This is a genomic window from Bifidobacterium margollesii, from assembly GCF_002860355.1.
GTDB classification, from domain to species: domain Bacteria; phylum Actinomycetota; class Actinomycetes; order Actinomycetales; family Bifidobacteriaceae; genus Galliscardovia; species Galliscardovia margollesii.
Genome location: NZ_NMWU01000005.1, coordinates 145675 through 166899 on the forward strand (window position 1 = coordinate 145675; position 21225 = coordinate 166899).

Below are 21225 nucleotides of genomic sequence, written 5' to 3' on the forward strand. Positions count from 1 at the left end.
ACACACAGTTATTTGGCAGAACCGCTCATTTACGGGCCGTTTTCAGGGCCCTTATGAGCGGTTCTGCCAAGGAACGGTTCTTAATGAGTGGTTCGACCAAGCACCGACCGGCCGCATTGGCCGAGGGCGGACCGGCCTACTTCACCTTCCTGATGAAGCTCACCAGCACGATGCCAAGCAGCGCAAGTCCGGCCGCCAGCGGGAACACCGCGTGGTATCCGACGGCATTGATCACGATGGAGGCGAAGATCGGGCCGAACACCTGGCCGCCGTTGTTCGCGATGTTGAGCAGACCAAGATCCTTGGCTGCGGTCTTCGGATCCGGCAGCACCTCGATGTTCAGCGCCTGATCCACCGAGTTGAACATACCCATGCCGATGCCGACCACCACCGCGTAGACCAGCATGATGAACGCCTGCGAGGTGAACATCGGCACCAGGGAGCCGATCGTGATCAGAATGCCGGCGATGACCACCGGCAGCTTGCGTCTGCCGATCTTGTCGGAGACCGGACCGGCGAAGAAGCACATCACGATGGCGGTGGCCATCATGATCATCGAGATCATGGTCACGTACCCCTGCAGCTTGCCGCCGCTGAGCTTGATGTAGTCGGTGAGGATGTACAGCTGGTATCCGGAGATGGCGAACGACGAGGTGATGATGCACATCTTGCCGATCATGGCGAGGTAGAAGTCGCGCGCGCCCTTGGTGGGGAAGGCGAAGTTGTCGGAGAAGGTCTGCAGCGTGATCTTTTCCACCGGCATGTCCTTGGTGGACTTCTCGCGCAGGAACAGCGCCGCCACCGGACCGGAGAACAGCACCATCACGGCCATCACGATGAAGCCGGTGTCGGGCACGGGCAGGAACAGCGAGGCGAACGCCTGTCCGCCGTACTGGCCGATGCAGGTGCCGAGCGCGTAGACGCCGGACATCGTACCACGGTATTTCGGCGCGGTGCGGTCGGCGATCACCGCGATCAGCGGGGCGACGATCATGTTCAGGAAGATCATGTACACGGAATCGGCCAGCACCACATGCCATACTTCGGTGCAGTGCGCCCACGCCAGAATGCACAGGCAGGAGCCAATCGAACCGGCGATGATCCAAGGGGTACGACGTCCCCACCGGGAACGGGTTCGGTCGGAGAGCGCGCCTTCCACGATGTTCGCGATGGTGGAAACGATCATCGCGACCGTGCTCATCAACGCAATGGCACTGGTTTTCTGATCGGGGGCGATCTCGGCCACCTGCTGCGGCACCAGCACGCCCACCAATCCCAGATATGATCCCAGCCACAGCAGCACGCCGACCGCCAACGCGATGGCGGTGGGAATCGGAATCTTCTTCTGTTGTTCATCGGTCGGCGTGGTCCACGCCATGGCCTTATCGACGATTTCACCCATTATCATTACCTCGTATCTCTAAGTCCTCTGTGTTCTCTATGTCATCTATGCCCTTTGCGGGCCTGGGCGAGCATTCACACGCCCAAGCCTGCGACGCACAGCGGAACGACTCAGTCGCGCTCCACCAGCAGAGTCACGCCCCATGCACCAAGATCGACATGCCGCACCGGACCGCTTTCCGCGTCGTCGGTGCCGTCGGCTCCGGCAAGCAGCGGAGTGCAGGCCACCGGCAGATCCACACCCACCGGATCCCAGTTCCAGTTGAACAGGAAGTGAATACGCTCCCCCTTCGCATTCACGGCGGAGGAATGCGAAACCGTGGGGTGCCCGGTGACCCATCCGGCCTCCGGGCCGAGGGCGTAGTCATACACCGATGCGGCAAGCGCTGCGTTCGGTACGGTGCCGACGATGGTCACACGCCCCTTGCCGGATGCCGCGGTGGTGACCAGCGGGAAGTTGCGGTAGTGCGGATGGTCCGCGGCCACCAGCGTCTGCGCGCCCTGGGGAATCAGGCAGTCGATCCAGTCGGTTGCGGCGGCTCCGTCCCGCAGGGGAAGTGCGGTTCCGCCGTTGCCGTCCGCCACTTCGACGGCGGACACGTCATGCCGCAGATTGCAGAATTCCTGATACGCGGCGCCGGATTCGTCGCTCAGACGTGCCGGCTTGACGTCCAGACGCGGACGAGCCAGCAGGTCGGCGTAGGTGGAACGGGGACCAAGGATCAGATGACCGCCGACCGTCACGTAGTCACGCAGCCAAGTCAGCATCTCGTCGGAGGTCACGTAGGCGCCGGCGACCAGCAGCACTGGATTATCGGCTGCGAAAACGTCGGCCGGCTGCAGCACCTCGTGGGTTTCGGGATCGATGATCTGTTCGTCCTGCACCAGTCGCATCTGCCGGCCGGAAACGTATGCGCCCTTGTAGAATGCGGTCAGCATGTCATCGTATGCCTGCGGATTGCGGACCCTGTGCGGATCGGTGTCTCCGGTGGGAGAGACGTGCGGCTCGTAGGCGAGTGCCCACCGCGATTCGACCGAATACAGAACGGTGATGTCGGCGTCGGGAGTGAGTCCGACCACGGAGTCCCCGGCAGCCTCCAGATCACGACCCAGATCGGCCACCTGCTCGAATACGCGACCCGGTTTGCGGTCATGCGGCAGGATGCCGCCCCAATACGTTTCGGTGCCATAGTGCAGTTGCTGCCAATGCCAGTATTCGATCATTTCGGCACCGCGCGAGATGAACTGCCAGGCGGCCTGCTTCCACTGACCGTCGTATCCGGGACGGTTCTCCGCCGCACCGCCGATCGGCCCACCGTTGTTCTCCAGCACGAAGTACGGTTGCTGCTTAAGCGAATAGGTGCGGTCTCCCATCAGGGCGAGCGACCACGGTCCGGCAGCATGCCAGGAGTGTTCGGGCAGATCTGGATCCGGCAGTCGCAGTCCGTCCTGCATCTCGAAGTACGGATCGCTGCCGGCGACGTCAAGGGTCCGAGAGGCGGTTACCTCGTTGGTGGAGTCACGGCCGAGCGCATGGTTGACGGTGATGAACTGGCCTTCGGGGCATAGGCTCGTGATCAGATCGCGCTGCCAGCCGAGCATTTCGTCGGTGAGCTCGGCCTGGTACCGCCGCCATTCGATGTCGTACTGCGGCTGCGCGTTGCCTTCCGGCTTCCACAGATCGTCCCAGGTGCTCAGTTCGTGTGCCCAGAAGACCAACCCCCATTCCTTGTTGAGCTTTTCCACGGTTCCGTAGCGGTGGCGCAGCCAGTCCTTGAAGCCTTCGAAGGCGTCGTGCGAATAGTTGATCCATAGTCCCGGTTCGTTGTGCAGCTGCCAGCCGATCACCGAGGGGTGGTTCGCATACCGCTCCACCATCTTGCGGATCACCCGTTCCGCGTAGAAGCGGAAGACCGGATGGCTGAGGCTGTGCTCCTCACGGCCGCCGAAGAATCGCTTATGGCCGTGCTCGTCGGTGAGCGCCACCTCGGGGTACTTGCGGACGAGCCACTGAGGAATGGCGAAGGTCGGCACGCCGATGATCACGTCGATGCCGGTTTCCTGAGCCTTGTCGAGCACGGGCTGGAGCCAGTCGAGTTCGAAACGACCGTCTTCCGGCTCCCAATGCGACCAGCTGCCCTCGCCCACGCGGATCACGTTCATATGGGCCGCCTTGAGCAGGCGGAAATCCTCTTCAAGATTGTCGGTCGGCTGGTATTCCTCGTAGAATGCCGGGCCGAACAGAATCGACTTCGGGGTGTACGAACGATCGGTCATGATTATCCTCCCTTGGCTCACTGACCTATTCGCGGAATGTACGATTCGGTTGCGCGGATTCATCCGGGTATCTTCGTCGGCCGATTCGGACAACCAGAATGTGTACGTTCACATTTTTTGTATCGGAACATCACATGGCTTTAAGTCTTTGGCTTTTCAACGATTTATCAGCTTCTTTGCTTGTTCCGATTGATACCATTATGCACGTTAACATTTTTGTTTGTCAAGATTGCGCAAAACAACTGGTATGCACCGCTCAAAAATCCACAAATATCAACGATCAGACTGCGACACACCGCGGCCGAATAGCGGATGTGAACGTACACAAAAATACAATCGGGATCAGGGACAAACACCGGCGACTCCTTCGATTTCGATGTGCGCGACGCACCTCCGCAACGGCTTGAGCGCGTTCGCCGCACCGACACACGACGCGCCAATCGGTACTGCATGTCGATCGGTATTGCGTGCCAACCGGTACCGCATACCACCCGCGTACGGGATGCCACCACAGGTAGTTTGAGACGGTTTTTTTGGGGGAGGTGTTCCTGTGTTTTTGTCAACCTTGTGAAGGGTTGATGCGTCGTGTCCGGGTTGGTTGCGGTAGACGTGCTTCGCCTTAGCGTTGGCGGTTCTTTGCCATGGCCCGTGTCCGTCGGTTTCAGGCGGCGAGGCGTTGTTCCTGATAGAGGGTGCGGATGTTTTTTGGACGGCCAGGATGCCAAGTCCAAAGTATTTGCAGTATTGCACCGGGCGCATCGCTCAGGCCGCTATGCACCATCACACGGGCCGGTTTGCACCATCACACGGGCCGGTTTGCACCGTCACACGGTCCAGACCTCCATCACGCAGGACAAGTACCGTCACTTGGGGCAGGTCGCCGTCACACGGTTCAGATGCCGTCACACGGTTCACCCGCTCCGAGTGACGCAGCGGTCAAACCCTTGAAATTCCAACCTTCCTACGGATGCGTCACACGGTTCACCCATACCCCGTGACGCAAGATGGCCCGCGTGACGCGTGAACCCAAACCATGTGACGCAAAACATGCCCCGTGACACAAAACGCCAATATGATGCAGAATGCATCCGTGACGCCACTCGATCCAAATACCATCAAACATTCCCCGTGACGAGCTCATCACCGCCATCAGGAACATCGAAGACCGGCGAAAGTTCACTCATGCAATCCCAGCGCACGCACAATCCCAACGCGCATAGCAAAGGGAACCCAAACAGCCCATACCTGCCATGGACCAAGACGCATTCGGCGCGAAATGCAGCCTAGTCCTTCCGAAGAGCGAATCCGACAAACCGAAAACCGCATGATTGCAAGGGTCCCGAAAACATGAAGACCAAATCCCGATGGATCAGACTGCATATCGCGGCTTTTGCAACCTAATCCTTCAGAACCAGCCGATTACGTAGCCCGGCAACTGCGCCGCCCACGATTGCGCAGTCCCAGCACCTAACAGCCTACGGAACTCACCTTTTCCGAAAAACCTATCCGCCGACTACTCGTTCACACGCTTCGTGGATGATTCCCGGATGATCAGCCGCGGATGCGTATACACGAATCGCGGCTGCTGCCCGTTCAGCATGGACACCGCCTGCTGCACGGCAAGCCGCCCGAGTTCGTCGAAATCCTGGTCCACCGTGGTGAGCGAGGGAATCGTGTACGCCCCCAGTGCGATGTTGTCGTATCCCACCACCTTCACATCCTCCGGCACCCGGATGCCGTGCTCATGAAGCGAGCGAATCAATCCCAACGCCATCTGATCATTGCCGGCGAACACCGCGGAAGGCAGATCCATCGCAACTTGCGAACCGAAATGATAGCCCGATGACTCGGTCCAGTCGCCACGATACAGATGCCCCGCCGTCAACGAATAGTCAGCCTGCGCGGCACGCCACCCGGCAAGACGGGCGTCGGCGGAATACAACCCTTCCTGACCGGCGATATGGTCGATTCGCGTGGCACCTTCGTCGCGCAGATGCCGCATCAGCGCACGCACGCCCTCGGCCTGATCGATGTCCACCGCGCTGATGCCGGAAATACTCGGTTCCGCACAGCCGACGTCCACGATCGGCAGATCCACGCTTACCCGCACGGCCGGCTCCACCCACGATTCAGCCGCGCAGATGAAGATCAACGCCACTTCGCTGGCCAGCAGACGATCGATCGCCGTATTGATCGCCGATTCGCTGCGACCGGAAAGCAACGACAGCTTCACCGAATAGCCGGCGTCCGCAGCCGCACGCTCGATCGCCCACAGAATCTCCGTGGGGCCGTGCTGCGTGGTTGAGGGAACGAGGATGCCCAGCGTGTTCGGCACTCCGCTTTTCAGGGCCCGGGCGTTCTCATTGCGGCGATACCCGGTTTTGGCGATGGCGTCCTCCACAGCCCGGCGGGTTTTTTCGCGCACCTTTTCGGGATTGTTAAGCACACGGGACACGGTCTGATGCGAAACCCCGGCCATTCTGGCCACGTCGATCATCGACACCGATCGGCGTCTCGGGGAATGACTCATAGGGTTTCCGGCAGGCACAGACTTCCTCCTTGTCTTACCCGTCCCAGTGTACCCGTCTGGACCCGCCCGTTAGTCCGTTCGGCAGAACAACCCTTGGCCAAACAACTCATTAAGAATCGTTCCTTGGCAGAACCGCTCATAAGGACCCCGAAAACGGCCCGCAAATGAGCGGTTCTGCCAAATAACCGATTCGGCCAAGCACCGGCCGGCCGCATTGGCCGAACCGGCACCCCCGCTACTTGCGCAGCGCGTGCTTGAGGTCGCGGTCCTCCAAACGCTGGCGCCACAGGCAGAAGCCGCCGAACACCACGAGCCACACGAGGCCGGCGATGGCCGAGCCACGGGTGTCGGCGGAGATGAACAGCGTGCCGTACACGAACACGAAGAACACGATGGCCAGCGTGTTGGTGAGGCGCCAGGCGGGCATCACGTAGCCGTCGGCGATGAAGTCGGCGCTGGCACGGTAGCGACGGTGGGCGATCATCGTCAGCACGTAGATGAAGATGATCACGGCCGACGACGCGGACGAGAACAGCACGAACGCACTCGACATGCGCGGGAAGGCGTTGATGATCGGCGAGAGCAGGATCATCGCGGCGGAGACCAGGATCGCGCGGGCCGGCACATGATGGCTGGAGACCACGCCGAGACGCTGCATGGCGGGCGACGGCGAGTCCTGGGCCAGCTGATACAGGTGGCGACCGGCCGAGTAAAGCAGCGAGTTGAGCGCCGACGACGCGGCGGTGATCACCACGAAGAACACGAGCGCGGCGGCCCAGTCAAGACCGGCGTATTTGAACACCATGATGAACGGGGATGCGAACGATCCGTCGGAGTTCGGCTGGAAGTTGCGCCACGGCACGATCACCATGATCGCCAGCAGCGCGCCCACGTAGAAGATCAGCACGCGCAGGATGATCTCGTTGATCGCCTTGGGCAGCACCTTGCGCGGATTTTCGGTCTCGGAGACGGTGACGCCGATGAATTCGATCATCTGATAGGCGAAGAACACCATCTGGAAGCTCATCAGCAGGGCGAGCCAGCCGTTCGGTGCAAGCGAGAAGCCGTCGGTGAGGTTGGTCAGGCTCACAGCACCGGCCGGACTGACATGGTCGGCGCCGGTGATCTGCACGGCCGGATAATGGTATCCGATCACCAGCATCACCACGGCGGTGACGATCATGCCGCAGATCAGCGTGATCTTGATCATCGAGAACCAGAATTCCGCTTCGCCGAACACCTTGACGGCGATCAGGTTGATGCCGGCGAGCGCGACGAGGAAGCATAGTTCGATCAGCCATTTCCAGCCGCTCAGGTCGATGCCGAACGTGTCGAAGAACGTGACGAAGTAGGTGGAGACGGCGGTGATCTCGCTCATGCCGATGAGCACGAGCACGATCCAGTACGTCCAGCCGGCGAAATGCCCCCAGCCGCGGCCGAGGTACCGGGTGATGAAGTTGATGAAGGTGTGCTGGCTGGGATCGCGGTACATCATTTCGCCGATGGCCCGCATCAGCAGGAACATGATGATGCCGACGAGAATGTAGACGAAGACGATGCTCGGGCCGGTGAGCGAGATCGACTTTCCGGACCCCAGGAACAGTCCGGTTCCGATGGTGCCGCCGATGGCGATGAACTGTACGTGACGGTTCTTCAGTCCTCGGCTCATCTGATTGTCGGTGTCGAGCTCTTCGACTTCCTGCATATACGTCCTCACTCCCGCCGCGTCTGATCACTGATTGCTTCGGCGATCAGACGCGACTGTGCACGACGGAGCGCCACAACGAATGCGGCAATTGCACTAGCCTACAAAACCTGCGGGAATTTCGCGTAATAATGGACGATCCGTCTCACATCGCAATCACATCGAACCGTCAGAACCGGCGGATTCGCATCGGCGCATGTTACATTCTGCGATACCGTCGTCCTCTGGTCCGACCTTCGACAGCCAATTCCCCCTGATCGACCAAACGATTGAGGAATGCCCGCACCGTCCTCACATCAAATCCGGATATACGCGCGATCTGAGGGGCGGTAATGATCGTATGCCGCTGCAATTCATCATCGATGATTTGCGCCAACCGCTCATGATAAGAAGGTTCTACCGTTGGTCGCTTCGCAGCATCGTGACTTCTCTGCGTTGCTTCGGAAGCATCGTAACCGACAGCAGTGGGCACCATCGCTCTGAATAGATCGCCGTCGCTGAATTCCGGCTCCCGCCCAGTGTATAGTTCGGACGCTTTGATGAGATTGTGTAGGCCACTGCCCAGTTTTTCTGCCAATCCCGTTTGCACAAACACATCCGCAATGATCGGATTCTTCGGCATCGACGTAAAATCACCAAGCCGCATGCGTCCTTCGAAAAAAGATCTCGAAGCATTAATCGTTCGTATCGATTCCCGATCCATCACGATCCGAGCGATCACCGGACTGGAGTATTCGCGATGCATCAGACTGTTGGACACTAATTCGCGAGCAATGATGTCACGAGGGCTGGTTCGCTTCCCGGAATCCAAGGCAAAGCGATCCGGAAGATTGCGCTGGACAAAGTCGACCAAATGTTCATATGAGTCGAATAGATTGGTCCGCGCCATCAGTCGATCGTCGTATCGGTCCACGTCATTTCGTTGGACGATCGCATCGGTGACATAGGCGGGGCAAACCGAAGAGATCACATCGTCCTTACCGAGCAACAACACCGCAGCCAGATTGAATCCCTCTTCGCCGGTCACGTAATCCCGATTATAGAGTTTCGCGCTACGGAACATTTCATCGTCGGACATACGGCCCCACGGATGGCCGGAGCGTTGAGTAGCCGCCATTTTGCGCATATTCGCAATGAGATCCGACCGCAGGTCAAAGGGTGTGACGTAGCGGAAGATTCGCCGTTCGGAGTAGTAGTTTTGCTTGCGTATATACATTTGGCTGATTTGTATGTCACTTTCCATACGAGTGTCTACATCAGCCACACGGTCATACACCACTCCTTTGAAACGAATCACCGAAGAGCTGGGCGCCACTCATACGCGAATGACCGTCTTGCCTTGATGCATTATCCGCTCGGTTTCCACCATTGGAGCAGGAATGAATAATTTGCGATTCGACGTCACGTTGACGATGTTGCGCTCTATTTCGACAGCTCGGGAAGCATCTACCCCTGTGACTTCACCATCATCGTCAACACCGAGATAGATGTCTCCCCCGGAACGATTGGCGAACGAACAAACCGTTTCAAACGTATCGGGGTGCGGCATATCACCGCATCGTTTGAATTCGACCACCGACGACTCGCCGGACTGGATCACCTGTATAAATTCGTCATCAGTCATGGCCCGCTCCTCACATCCCACCTTTATTAGAACATTTATAGCGTATTGATGATGCTGTCAATGATTAAATCAAATGATCTGGTCATCAATACAGACATAATTTATGCATTAATACATACATAGCTCACTAAGCACAGTCCACAGGCAGAGTTCGCACATCCAATGCAAATTACGAATTGACCATGCGCGGCGGAAGACGGACAGAAACCGCTGAAATCCCCTTTATCGGACGGCTTCGCCGGCAGCTTCCCTTGTCGGGAGACCACCGGCGAAATCCCGATTCGCGAGCGAATCGTCGGTTGCCTCAGCGGGAGGAGTGACCGGCCTGGGACTTGGCGCGATTCAGCGGCAGCACGCCGGCGATCACCACGATCACCAGACCGATGCCGACCATGACCCATAGCGGGCCCGTGGCGGAGTTCCACCAGCCGTCACCGTTGTAGAGCACCGCCCTGGCGCCCTCACCGATGAAGCGCTGCGGCACCCAGCCGTACACCCAGTTGCGCCAGAAGTCGGGCAGCAGCTCGTACGGGAAGATGCCGGTGGTCATGCCCAGGCCGAGCGTCAGGATGCCGGTCAGCACGCCGAGCGGCAGAGCGATGTTCAGCAGGCCGAACATCACCGTCATGACGGCGAAGCCGGCGAGCCACAGGAACGAGATCATCGTCCAGTCGAGCCATCCCGCGCCGATCATGGCGTGCAGGCAGTCGGCGCCGAGGGCCACGAGCAGCGAGTAGACGGCGGCCATGCCGAGCTGCACGCCGAGCATCTTCCACCGCTGGGCCTTGTCGTCGTAGGATTTCGGGCCGAGCACGACGCAGACGATCGCCACGACCATCGACATCATGAACGTGGGCATGATGATCATGTTGGTCCCCATCATCGTGGCGGTGGGCAGCGCGTTCGACTTCGTGTTCGAGGTGTCGCCCTCGTTGATCACCTTGGTTTCCACGGTCGCGCCGGTCTTCCCCAACACGGTCGGCAGGCTCTGCTTGAGCAGGTTGGCGACCAGCGGGCTCTTGCCGTTGTCGATGGTGACGGTGACTGTCGGCGCTTCGGCGTCATCGGCATCTTCGGACCGAGTGGACTGCTCAGACTGCTCAGACTGCGCGGTTTGCGCCGATTGCGCCGCGGCCTTCTGCACCGCACCCTGCACGGCTTTCTGCACATACTGTTGCACGAACCCCTGCGCCGCCGTGCCGGTCAGCCCCTGCGCCTGGGCCTGTGCCATCGCCGTCTGCTGGGCCTCGGTCTGAGCCTTGACCATCACCTGGGCCAGAGCGGTCGACTCGGAGATCTTCTGCTTCATCGCCGTCTGCTGCTTGGCCACCTGCCGTTCGGTGAAATCCTCCGGAATGGTGATTGCGGCATAGTATTCGTGATCGGCAAGACCGCGGTCCAGTTCGTCCTGCGTCTTCACCTCATGCCAGTCCATCGGCGATTCGTCGGTATCAGCGTCATCATCGCCCGAGCCGGCATCGTCGGAGGCGGCTCCCGTCAGCTTCTCCACCATGGTGTCGCCGACGTTCATCGCCTTGCCCTGCACGGTCGCCCCCTTGTCCAGCGAGAGGATCGCCACGGGCAGCTCCCGTAGACCGGCATTCATCATCGGATAGAACATCAGTGCCATCAGACACGAGATGGCGACGATCACCCCTACGGGCAGGCAGTATCTTCTCAGTGTTTCGGCGGTCGAGCTGCTCGCTTTCATGATTGCTCTCCTTGCATTCCCTTCGTATTCGGTTCCGAAATCAGCTCCGGAATCCTTGCACCCATCACTTTATTAAACACGCCGTTGAATAAAAATCCCCATTATTAGATACACTGTTTAATAAGTTTTGGGAGACCACACCGACCACGAAGGACCTCAGATGCCACGACCACGAACCAGCGAGAAATCCGCGAAGACGAAAATGCAGGAATCGTTCTGGAAACTGCTCGAAACCAAGCAATACGACCGCATCACCGTCAACGACATCACCCGGGCCAGCGGGCTGAATCGAGGATCGTTCTACTACCATTACGGCAACATCACCGAACTGGCCGAAGACGCCATCGCCTCGATCTACGAAACCACCGGAATCGCACTGTTCCTATCACGGTTCGTGCAGCGGTCGACGATCGACCCCAACGACGTCGAGTTCATCACTATGCTCGAACGACCCGATTTCCGGATCAACGCGCACCGCATCGCACTGATTCTAGGTCCGCACGGCTCCCCCGGACTGGTCCGGCAGTTCAAGGATTTCGTCATCGGCATATGGGCGCAGCTGTTCCACCTTGATCTGAACCATCTCGACACCGCGCAGCAGATCACACTGGAATTCATCATCAGCGGACTGGCCGGCGTCTTCGAAAAACTGTCGACCGCCGTACTCGTCGAGAACAACCGGGAGATGATCAGCCACCTGATGATCCCGACGATCATCATCCAGACGCTGGAATCATTGCAGGACGACGGCACAGGCGAAGAATCCGACGGCGACGAAATCGGCAGGGCAGCAAACACCGACAGAGTCGCCAGCGTCAGCAAAGGCATCGACACCACGGCCCTGTTCCGAATACTGTCGCCGTCGCATTCCGTAGCCGTCCCACCACTGACGGCATACTCGGAATACCGACCCTCATCGCGCACAGGCGATAGGCCTTCCGGCGACCGGCTTCCCGCCGATTGATTCTCCGCCGATCATTCGCCCATCGACCGATCGGCGGAGAATCAATCGGCGAGCGCCTTCCTCAGAAAATCCCGCTGGAAGAGCAGCAGGTTCTCGGCCACCGTCTCGTCATTGGTCATATGCGTGATGCCGGTGAGCGGCAGCACGGTGTGTTCGCGACCGGCCGCAAGCAGCGCGGAACTGAGCCGCAGCGTATTCGCCACGGTGACGTTGTCGTCGGCGAATCCGTGGATCAGCAGCAGCGGACGACGCAGATTCGGCGCGTCGGCGATGATGCTGTTGCGCTCGTACACCACCGGGTTGAGACCGAGATAGCGTTCGGTGTAATGCGTGTCGTACAGCGTCCAGTCGGTGGGCGGAGCGCCGGCGCAGGCCGCATGGAACACGTCGGGCTCGCGCAGCACCGACAGCGCGGACAGGAATCCGCCGTACGACCATCCGATCATCGCCACACGGTCGAGATCGGGCTGCGGAACCGTAAGATTCGCGTCACCATCATCTCCGTGCACATCATCGCCTCCCGGCATGGCATCGCGGAAGTCCGCCACAACGAGGTCGCTCATCACCCCCGGCAGCGCCTGCACGGCATCGACCTGATCCTGCAGCGAAACCTCGGCGAACCGCTCGAAGATCTCGTGATCCCACCTGAGCCCCCGGGCCCCCGTGCCGCGCCCATCGGCCGCGACCACGATGAACCCCTGATCGGCCCACCACTGCGAATCCCAGTACATCGACTGACTGAACATCACCTCACGGTGCATCGGCCCGCCATACGGCTTCATCAGCACCGGCAGCTTCTCCGCATTCGCATACGGGCTGCCCGCGCTCGGCAGCGTGATCGTGGCGTGAATCCGCCGCTCGCCAAGCCTCACGAACTTCACGTTCGGCACGAATCCCGGCGTTTCGGCATGATTCGCGATCTTCGCGCGGAACCTCGGGCCCCCGTCACACAGCGTGCCGAACGTATGAATCATCACGCTTTCCGCCGAGGACATCGTCCGCCCGAACAGCACCAGTCCATCGCCGTTACGAGACGCGGACCACACACCCGGCTCCGGGTTCAGCACGATCGGCCGGGGCGAACCACCGGCCGCGCCATCGCCGTTCCCGTCGGCCGCGAAGCTGTTGCCGAAACCGCCGGAGATACGGGCTCCGCCATGACCTTCCGAATTCACCTCCTGCCAGTACGAGCCGAGAAGCTCCTGCTCGTCGTCCGGCAGCGGGAAGCTGACCACGTCCACGCCGCGCGCATCGCAGGTAGCGCGGGCCAGCACGTCATGGTCGGTCACGTCAAGCACGTCAAGCACCTGCCATCCGGCCGGAGTGAACGCGTGACCGTTCACCGCCAGACGCATCGTGTCGGTCTCCTCGTCGGGCATGGCGGTGATCAGCTGACCATTCGGAGTCCATGCCGGGCAGCCGTGAATCAAATCAAGCCAGAACCGGCTGCCCGTCACCGTAAGCGTGGTGGTCGGCAGCCAGCGGTGACGCGACTCCTCCGCAGCCAAGGCACCCCCGTCCGCCTCCAACGCGAATCCGTCGAGCACACCACGCTGGGACGCATATCCGACGTTGGGATTGCTCCCCTCCTCATCGATCCTCAACACCTGATCGGCGGTCTGACGCCGGTTCTGCACCAGCAGGATCGGGTCGCCGCCGCGGCTCCAATGCACGTCGGCCAAGTACTCGTAGCCGTGGCGATCCCACCACACCTCAGGCAGATCAAGCACGCTCGCATAAGCCATGCTGCCGCCGCGACGCGACGCCGAACCGATGTCGAACCGGAACAGCCGCACCTCGGCGTTCCTCGTCAACGCCTGCGGATAATGCCGCGGCTGCGCGGGTTTCGTCGGATCGGACGGGTCAGCGATATACCAGACCGGTTCCGGGGATTCGTCGGCGCATTCGATCAGCAGACTGCGCGAGTCCGGCGACCACCAGAACCCCTCGTAGCGATCCATCTCCTCGCCGGCCGCGAATTCAGCCAGACCAACCGTCATATTGGGTTTGTCGGCGATGCCGCATACCGACCGCTCGTCGTCGGGCCGGCCGTTCTCGCCGATCACCACCAGATTGATCATGCGACCGGTGGTGTAGGCCACCAGTTTGCCGTCAGGGGAGATACGGGGGTTCAGCACCGGGCGGAACAGGCGACCGGGATGACCGCTGTACTTCATGGCGGACACATACCAGGTGTCGCCGAGTTCGCGGGTGATGGCATGCAGTTCACCGTCGCGGACGGTGACGGATACCGGAGCGGCCTCCGGGCGGGCCGCAGTGCCGGGGCCGCTGCCGGAACCATCGGAGCCGGCGGATCCGCCTGACGTCCCGTCGCCGTCGGCCGGGTTCTCCTCGTCGCCGATCATCGTAAGCCACAATCTGCCTCCGACCGTGAACACCACACGATCACCGGACTCATCAACGCTATACGACACAATGCCTTCCGCGGATTCGCGGGCGCGTTCGCGGCGGGCCTTCTCCTCGTCGGGGACACCGTTCGACCGACCCTCCGCATCCGAACCGGCCCTAGCCAGCAGGTCACGCGGATCGGCAAGCAGCGTTTCATGATGTTCGCCGATCGCATCGAACCAGCTCACCCACAGACAGGTGGTGGCGTCTTCCGGGCCGCGGGATCGCAGGAACAATGCGCGCATGCCGTCCCCGGCCACGTCCGGGGTGCGGGGAGCACCGAGGGAGAACCGCTGCGTCCGAGCCTTCAAACGGGGGTATCGCGCAATCGCGTCGGCATGGTTTTCGGTATCGGATTCAATGCCGGTCGCGGTGTTGGAATCGTCGTCGGGATCGCTGTATTCATTCGCGGTCATATTCGGCTGATCCGGTTGCATCATCATTCGTCCGTCCCCATTCACTGCATTTGCGGCCGACGCGCCTGCACTATCAATCCAAATCACATACCTTACCCGAACTTCGGCAAGAACGCGAGATCATCGGTTGCCCGTGCGACGCGGAGACTACGCGCGGGTTCGCCGGCGCGAGGCCAGCATCAGCAACCGCCCGACGTTCTCAGCCGTGCGGGTGAGATTGGCCGATCCTTCGGCGAGCGCACGCTCAAGCGTGGTGGCGGCGGGAACGATGCCGAACACCGCGTCGATCCCGAGATCGTACAGCCGATCGATGCCCTCGCCCACGTAGCCGGCCAGGGCGATCACCCCGATTCCGGGATTGCTTCGCCTCACGGCCCGTGCCACACCCATCGGGGTTTTGCCGTACTGCGTCTGGAAGTCGATGCCGCCTTCGCCGGTGAAACAGTAGTCGGCATTGCGGGCAAGGTCGGCCAGATGCACTGCGTTCGCCACGGTTTCGACCCCGGAACGCATGGTGGCGCCGGTGAAGGCGAGCAGCCCGGCGCCAAGACCTCCCGCGCCGCCTGCACCGGGCGTGTGGGCGACGTCGATGCCGAGCGTCTGGTTGATGATGGCGGCATAGTGGGCGAGATCGGCATCGAGTCGTTCGACCATCCGAGGCGTCGCGCCCTTCTGCGGGCCGAATACGGCGGACGCTCCGTTCGGACCGACCAGCGGATTGGTGACGTCGGCTGCGACGATGATCGTCGTGTCGGCGATACGGGGATCGATGCCGGAAGCGTCGATGGTGGCGAGTCGCTCGAGACTGCCGCCGCCGCGAGGGATCGGATCACCATTCGCGTCGAGGAACCGTACGCCCAACGCTTCGGCCATGCCGGCGCCGCCATCGTTGGTTGCGGAGCCACCGATGCCGATGATGATGGTTCTTGCGCCGTCGTCCAGTGCGGCGCGGATCAGCTGCCCGGTGCCGTAGGTGGTGGCGACCAGCGGGTTGCGGGTTTCCTCGTTGACGAACTGGATGCCGCTGGCCGCGGCCATTTCGATCACCGCGGTTGGGCCGGGGTTGGTTGGGACGATGGCGGTTGGGTCGGGGTTGGTTGGGACGATGGCGGTTGGGTCGGGGTTGGTTGGGGCGATGGCGGCGGTATCGGTACTGGCCGCTGCGTTGGCACTGGCGTCTGCGTTGGTACTGGCCGCTGCGTCGGGGACGGCCGCCATGCCGGGGTCGGCGCCACCGACGTGCGACTCAGGCGCGGAAGCAGACTCATTGCCAAGCAATCCGTATTCCGCGAAGACCGGACGCTGCAGCGGATCGAGCACCCGCGCCCGACGCACCTGTCCGCCGGTGGCGTCGATCAGCGACCGAACCGTGCCTTCGCCGCCGTCCGCCATCGGCACCATCACGTATTCGGCGTCGGGGAACACCCGGGAAAGTCCCGTACGAATGGCTTCAGCCGCCTGCTTCGCCGTCATGCACCCCTTGAACGAATCCGGTGCGATAACGAATTTCATGATGATCTCCTTCGATTACACGGTACGTCTGCCTGCACGAGCCTGCCTACACGATATACGTGTGCGGTCTCTCGATGCCTGCAATCAGGCGATCGATAGCGTGGAGCCAACACACTCGCATTCTTCATATCCGACCGCCACGCGCATTTCCAAAGTTATCCACAATATCCTCGCCGGATTCCGAATCCATCCCGGTTATCCACATTGTTCACGGACCGGTGGCGGAATTCGGCCAATCACTATACGTTCGCGATTATGAACAGTTATCAGCAGCAACGTCCACCCTCGTCCAACAGCAAAACCGTGGCACGCAATTATCTCGCCCGTTCACTCGTTCGCCGTCAAACCGCGGAACTCCAACGGTGTTGCGATCATATCCGACGCAGCATCGTTCATCATGACATGGTCTACACCGGTTTGACGGCGCTCGCGCTCTGCCGCATCGAACTCCCCTGGTGCCCGGCAATACGCAGCGACACCGTTCATGTTCTCTACGATGACCGAGGCCAGCGTCCAACACGTAACGGCACGCAATATCTTCCATGGCATTGCAACGGCATACGACAAGGACAGCTCAGCGATATCCGATATACCTACGGCGATACGACCATCATCTGCACGCACCCGCTGCTGACCTGGGCCATACTGTCACGGCATCTCAGCCAAACGGAAACGATCGTATTGCTTGACTCCCTGATACGTGGAACAGCATGCCGACTGCCCGTTACCGTTCGCGACGCCACCGCATTGATCAGCCAGACGCCCGCCTTCGCGGGACGGCAGCGATGCCTTGCAGCTCTGCCGTTTCTCGACACCGTCAGCGATTCTCCGATGGAGGCTCGCGCACTGCTGGCGATACTGCGTTATGGACTTGGCAAACCTCAATTGCAGTGGCGAATCTACATCCCCGAACTCGATTGGACGGCCACCGTCGATATGGCGTACCCCGAACAGCGCGTGATCATCGAATACGACGGCGATGCGCATCGCGTCGACAAGCGGCAATATCGCTGGGATGAGCGCAAGCGGCAAGCATTACGCGCGATGGGATTCATCGTGATCGTCGTGTTCGCCGACGATGTATTGACCGCCGAGGGGAGAACCGCATTTGCGAAGAAAGTCGCCAGCGCGTTAGGCACCACGATATCGGGCAGGCCACTGCCTCAATACCGCGTATTGCTTGACGATGACCGTCGTGAGATGCATCGGGATCGGCAACGGCGATATCGACTACGGCAGCGAGCGCAGGGAAGGAACGTGTGAATGCGACGTGCGCGTCACACGGGCCGGGTCTTGTCACACGGGCCGGACGGACCATGTGACACACATACGGAACCATTGAAATACCAACGTTTCCACCACCCCGTCACGCGGGCCGGGCGGACCACGTGACGACAGCCGGCCCGCGTGACGGCATAACCCGGCCCACGTGACGGCCGATGGTTCACATGATGACAGGACGCCCACATCACGGACTCCTCGCATTGTGGCGCGTAAAGGCCGACAGTCCGCATCACGACAAACCCACCGTACAACAAACAGGTCTAAACAGGTCTCACAACAAACAGGTCCCACGGCGGACAGACCGCACAACAGAGCAACCTGGCAACAGGGCAACCCGCACAACGCAAAACCGCCGCCCCGTCTACAAAGCACCTTTCCAGTGAATGCCGCTCCACCCATAGCGCATAACAGCCGATTGGAAGAACCAGATATCCATGATCGCATACACGATCAAACCGACGATAACCGCCGCCATGATCGTTCTTGAGTCCAATCGGAACGCATCGACGAACCCGACGACCATCGCGATCACCAACGGAATAAGTAGATAAATGATGTACCGGCCCTGCGGCTGATAGTCGGTATGAACCGTATAGTACAGGAACAGCGCCAGCGTGATGGAGGAGGCGATGCCCCATCCGACCGCCATCATGCGGAATCCGGCGCTGCGCCACAGCCGGGGAAACTGTGCAAGCGCCAGAATCATCCCAACAACCACGCCGGCACGATATATCAGACTCAGTTTCAACGGCATGACCACCGACATGTATCCGAGTCTTCCAATAAAGGAGTCGACCGTCGATTCCACGAAATCCGTCTTCAGCAGCAAATCAAAGATTCCATGCCGATACGGATGCTGCAGCACAAGCCCTCCGCCATTCAGCCACGCCTCATAACGATTGTGGAACGTGGTCATACCGATCAAATCATCATACCGAACCAGATTCACCATAAACCACGGCAGGATCAACACCGCCGACAGCCCGGCTGCGGTACCGATGATCTTCGCCAAAGCCATGGCGTTCCCACGATTCTGCATACACACTGAAATCAGAAATATGATCACTGCCATGAGAATAAATCCGTAGGAGTTCCAGTATCCCAAGCCACACAGCACTATTCCGATCGCCAAAACCACTGCACTGCGAACTGTCCAACGGTTCTTCAAACCGGAGACCAGCGCATAGGTCAGCACCGCAACCCCCGACAGCGCCACGATATCGTTGTTCATGTAGGAGCTGAGAAAGGCAAATTGCGGCCAAAATCCAAGAAGCACCGTAGCGATGCAACGAATCAACACAATGTTATTACGCCGCGCATAGATAATGCCGATGGTCCTATTCAACGCAAATACGGCCAGCAGGCCGAAACACACGCTGGCGATGCGTCCACTCATATAGACGATGCTCGCCGATGCTCCCAGTACTTTCGCCACGGCCATGAACGCGGCGCTGAAATACCCTCCAAGCATCTGCGGATAAAACGCATACGACCAGTTGCCAAGATGATAGATGGCACAGTGATCATAGCCAGAAGGCAGAAGATTGCCGTTAATTATGCATCGGGGAATAAGGGACCGCATACCCTCGTCAGGTCCGCCGCCGGTCCCCGATTCCAGAACGAAAGCCCCGTAAAGGTAATACATCGCAAGCACGATGAACACCAACGGCTCGATGGCGGAGACCAATCGATGGCGGATCGGAGCCGATGATCGTTCCGATCTCGATGAAGAAACGGCGCAGGCCGTGGTATCTGCATGTTTCATATGAATCTATTTACCGGCTCCGTTGTTGTCTTTGCTGTCTATGTTGCCCATGCTATCTATGCGACCATGCCGCTCCTGAACGAGATAGTTGGGCCGATTCTTCGTCTGCATGAAAATACGACCGAGATATTCCCCGATGATGCCCAGACTCAGCAACTGCACCCCGCCGAGGAGCAGTATCACTACCATCATCGAAGCGTACCCGGGAACATCGATGCCCGTCGTCACCGTTTTCACGAAAATCTCAATCGCATAGAACACGGCGACCAACGAAACCAGTGCACCGACCATCGTGGCCATCTTCAACGGCGCCGTGGTGAAACTGGTGATGCCGTCGACCGCCAGATGGACCAACTTCAGATAATTCCATTTCGTTGTTCCTGCAACGCGGGGGTCGCGATCATACAGGAACTCTATCTTCCTGAATCCTATCCAGCTGAATAGCGCCTTCGAATTGCGCTCGGACTCGGTGATCCTCTTCAAAGCATCGACGCATTTGCGATCAAGCAGACGAAAATCTCCGGTATCCTTCTGGATCTCGATTCCCGAAACCTTCTGCAACAACGCGTAATACCAGCGACTGGTGGCTCGTTTCAGCCAGCTCTCCCCCGCTCTGCTGCGCCGCCGCGCGTAGACATCGTCGTATCCGTTTCTCCACAGCTCCGCCATCTGAGGAATCAGTTCCGGAGGATCCTGCAAATCCGCGTCGATGATCACCAGACCATCGGTATCCACATTGTCGATACCGGCGAACATGGCCTTTTCCTTGCCGAAGTTACGCGACAAAAACAGGTATTCCACATAGCGATGTGTGGACGCGAAGTCCCGGATCAATTGTCTGGTATTGTCACGAGATCCATCGTCCACGAACATCAACGTATATCGGATGTCGAAAGACCCTTGGATAAGGGTGTCCATTCGATCGAACAGCCGCGGCAGAGCCTCCTGCTCGTTATAGCAGGGAACAAGCACGGTGATCGATTGCCGTTGCCCAGAACTACTGCCGCTCATCGATGTCTTCTTCTCTTGACCGAACTCATCACAGCAAGGATACGCCTCTGCTCCATCAATAAAAAAAACATGGGGGCATTACACGTTAGCCTCGGCACAATCATCGGAGATTAGGGAATATAGGCAACGGACGCAAAAACAGCAAGCACTGCATACGTCCACGGCATACATGGTACGTATGGCGCACATGATAGCGCGTCACACGGGCCGGGTTTGCGCGTCACACGGGCCGGGTCTTGTCACACGGGCCGGACGGACCATGTGACACACATACGGAACCATTGAAATACCAACGTTTCCACCACCCCGTCACGCGGGCCGGGCGGACCACGTGACGACAGCCGGCCCGCGTGACGGCATAACCCGGCCCACGTGACGGCCGATGGTTCACATAATGACATGATGCCCGCATCACAAGCTCTACGCATTGTGGTGCGCAGGGGCCGACAGACCGCACAACGACAGACAACCCACACAACAGACAGATCTCACGACAGACAGACCGCATCACGGCCGCTACCCCATATCACGGCCGATATCCCGCCAACAGGACGAACATCGCGACAGACAGATCTCACGACAACCCGTACAACGTAAAACCGCCGCCCCGAACATG

At 59.7% G+C, this 21225-nt stretch carries 14 protein-coding genes; 2 read left to right on the forward strand and 12 right to left on the reverse strand.

Annotated features, from left to right (window positions below; genetic code table 11):
- Positions 1-136: 136 nt before the first annotated feature.
- The 7 genes from Uis1B_RS01990 to Uis1B_RS02015 form a co-directional block, all read right to left on the reverse strand.
- The gene (locus Uis1B_RS01990; RefSeq protein WP_165782679.1) at positions 137-1402 is read right to left on the reverse strand and encodes an MFS transporter; all 1266 of its coding nucleotides are present in this window, start codon (positions 1400-1402) and stop codon (positions 137-139) included.
- Positions 1403-1512: 110 nt separating this feature from the next.
- On the reverse strand, positions 1513-3678 hold the full coding sequence (locus tag Uis1B_RS01995; protein WP_165782680.1) for a beta-galactosidase: 2166 nt from the start codon (positions 3676-3678) through the stop codon (positions 1513-1515).
- A 1513-nt stretch (positions 3679-5191) separates the two neighbouring features.
- On the reverse strand, positions 5192-6208 hold the full coding sequence (locus Uis1B_RS02000; RefSeq protein WP_101615048.1) for a LacI family DNA-binding transcriptional regulator: 1017 nt from the start codon (positions 6206-6208) through the stop codon (positions 5192-5194).
- A 235-nt stretch (positions 6209-6443) separates the two neighbouring features.
- Positions 6444-7913 carry an amino acid permease gene (locus tag Uis1B_RS02005; protein ID WP_101615050.1) on the reverse strand — a complete coding sequence of 490 codons (1470 nt, stop codon included), beginning with the start codon at positions 7911-7913 and terminating at the stop codon, positions 6444-6446.
- Positions 7914-8112: 199 nt separating this feature from the next.
- The gene (locus Uis1B_RS02010; RefSeq protein WP_243390208.1) at positions 8113-9177 is read right to left on the reverse strand and encodes an ATP-binding protein; all 1065 of its coding nucleotides are present in this window, start codon (positions 9175-9177) and stop codon (positions 8113-8115) included.
- Between the two features lie 51 nt (positions 9178-9228).
- Positions 9229-9537, reverse strand: a complete 309-nt coding sequence (locus Uis1B_RS12265; protein WP_243390209.1) for an AlbA family DNA-binding domain-containing protein — start codon at positions 9535-9537, stop codon at positions 9229-9231.
- Positions 9538-9841: 304 nt separating this feature from the next.
- The gene (locus tag Uis1B_RS02015; RefSeq protein WP_101615051.1) at positions 9842-11248 is read right to left on the reverse strand and encodes an ABC-2 transporter permease; all 1407 of its coding nucleotides are present in this window, start codon (positions 11246-11248) and stop codon (positions 9842-9844) included.
- A gap of 160 nt (positions 11249-11408) precedes the next feature.
- Between Uis1B_RS02015 and Uis1B_RS02020 the strand changes: the two genes are divergently transcribed.
- Positions 11409-12212: a TetR/AcrR family transcriptional regulator gene (locus tag Uis1B_RS02020; protein WP_101615053.1), complete on the forward strand. Its 804-nt coding sequence runs from the start codon at positions 11409-11411 to the stop codon at positions 12210-12212.
- 41 nt (positions 12213-12253) lie between these two features.
- Here Uis1B_RS02020 and Uis1B_RS02025 read toward each other — a convergent pair whose 3' ends face one another.
- The 3 genes from Uis1B_RS02025 to Uis1B_RS12270 form a co-directional block, all read right to left on the reverse strand.
- Complete coding sequence (locus Uis1B_RS02025) at positions 12254-15037, reverse strand: S9 family peptidase (RefSeq protein WP_101615098.1); 2784 nt, start codon at positions 15035-15037, stop codon at positions 12254-12256.
- A gap of 147 nt (positions 15038-15184) precedes the next feature.
- Complete coding sequence (locus Uis1B_RS02030; protein ID WP_243390210.1) at positions 15185-16549, reverse strand: glycerate kinase family protein; 1365 nt, start codon at positions 16547-16549, stop codon at positions 15185-15187.
- A gap of 327 nt (positions 16550-16876) precedes the next feature.
- Positions 16877-17173: a hypothetical protein gene (locus Uis1B_RS12270; protein WP_243390211.1), complete on the reverse strand. Its 297-nt coding sequence runs from the start codon at positions 17171-17173 to the stop codon at positions 16877-16879.
- Positions 17174-17230: 57 nt separating this feature from the next.
- On the opposite strand from Uis1B_RS12270, the gene Uis1B_RS12275 reads away from it, so the two are divergent.
- Positions 17231-17812: a DUF559 domain-containing protein gene (locus Uis1B_RS12275; RefSeq protein WP_243390212.1), complete on the forward strand. Its 582-nt coding sequence runs from the start codon at positions 17231-17233 to the stop codon at positions 17810-17812.
- Positions 17813-18194: 382 nt separating this feature from the next.
- Here the strand turns inward: Uis1B_RS12275 and Uis1B_RS02045 are convergent, their stop codons facing one another.
- Together Uis1B_RS02045 and Uis1B_RS02050 are read right to left on the reverse strand one after the other, a co-directional pair.
- The gene (locus Uis1B_RS02045) at positions 18195-19598 is read right to left on the reverse strand and encodes a glycosyltransferase family protein (RefSeq protein WP_133124799.1); all 1404 of its coding nucleotides are present in this window, start codon (positions 19596-19598) and stop codon (positions 18195-18197) included.
- 6 nt (positions 19599-19604) lie between these two features.
- On the reverse strand, positions 19605-20609 hold the full coding sequence (locus tag Uis1B_RS02050) for a glycosyltransferase family 2 protein (RefSeq protein ID WP_101615058.1): 1005 nt from the start codon (positions 20607-20609) through the stop codon (positions 19605-19607).
- Positions 20610-21225: the final 616 nt, after the last annotated feature.

Coding starts and splice junctions, on each gene's coding strand:
- Uis1B_RS01990 (WP_165782679.1), bottom strand. CDS start 1,402: ATGGGTGAAATCGTCGATAAGGCCATGGCGTGGACCACGCCGACCGAT.
- Uis1B_RS01995 (WP_165782680.1), bottom strand. CDS start 3,678: ATGACCGATCGTTCGTACACCCCGAAGTCGATTCTGTTCGGCCCGGCA.
- Uis1B_RS02000 (WP_101615048.1), bottom strand. CDS start 6,208: ATGAGTCATTCCCCGAGACGCCGATCGGTGTCGATGATCGACGTGGCC.
- Uis1B_RS02005 (WP_101615050.1), bottom strand. CDS start 7,913: ATGCAGGAAGTCGAAGAGCTCGACACCGACAATCAGATGAGCCGAGGA.
- Uis1B_RS12265 (WP_243390209.1), bottom strand. CDS start 9,537: ATGACTGATGACGAATTTATACAGGTGATCCAGTCCGGCGAGTCGTCG.
- Uis1B_RS02015 (WP_101615051.1), bottom strand. CDS start 11,248: ATGAAAGCGAGCAGCTCGACCGCCGAAACACTGAGAAGATACTGCCTG.
- Uis1B_RS02020 (WP_101615053.1), top strand. CDS start 11,409: ATGCCACGACCACGAACCAGCGAGAAATCCGCGAAGACGAAAATGCAG.
- Uis1B_RS02025 (WP_101615098.1), bottom strand. CDS start 15,037: ATGACCGCGAATGAATACAGCGATCCCGACGACGATTCCAACACCGCG.
- Uis1B_RS02030 (WP_243390210.1), bottom strand. CDS start 16,549: ATGAAATTCGTTATCGCACCGGATTCGTTCAAGGGGTGCATGACGGCG.
- Uis1B_RS02045 (WP_133124799.1), bottom strand. CDS start 19,598: ATGAAACATGCAGATACCACGGCCTGCGCCGTTTCTTCATCGAGATCG.
- Uis1B_RS02050 (WP_101615058.1), bottom strand. CDS start 20,609: ATGAGCGGCAGTAGTTCTGGGCAACGGCAATCGATCACCGTGCTTGTT.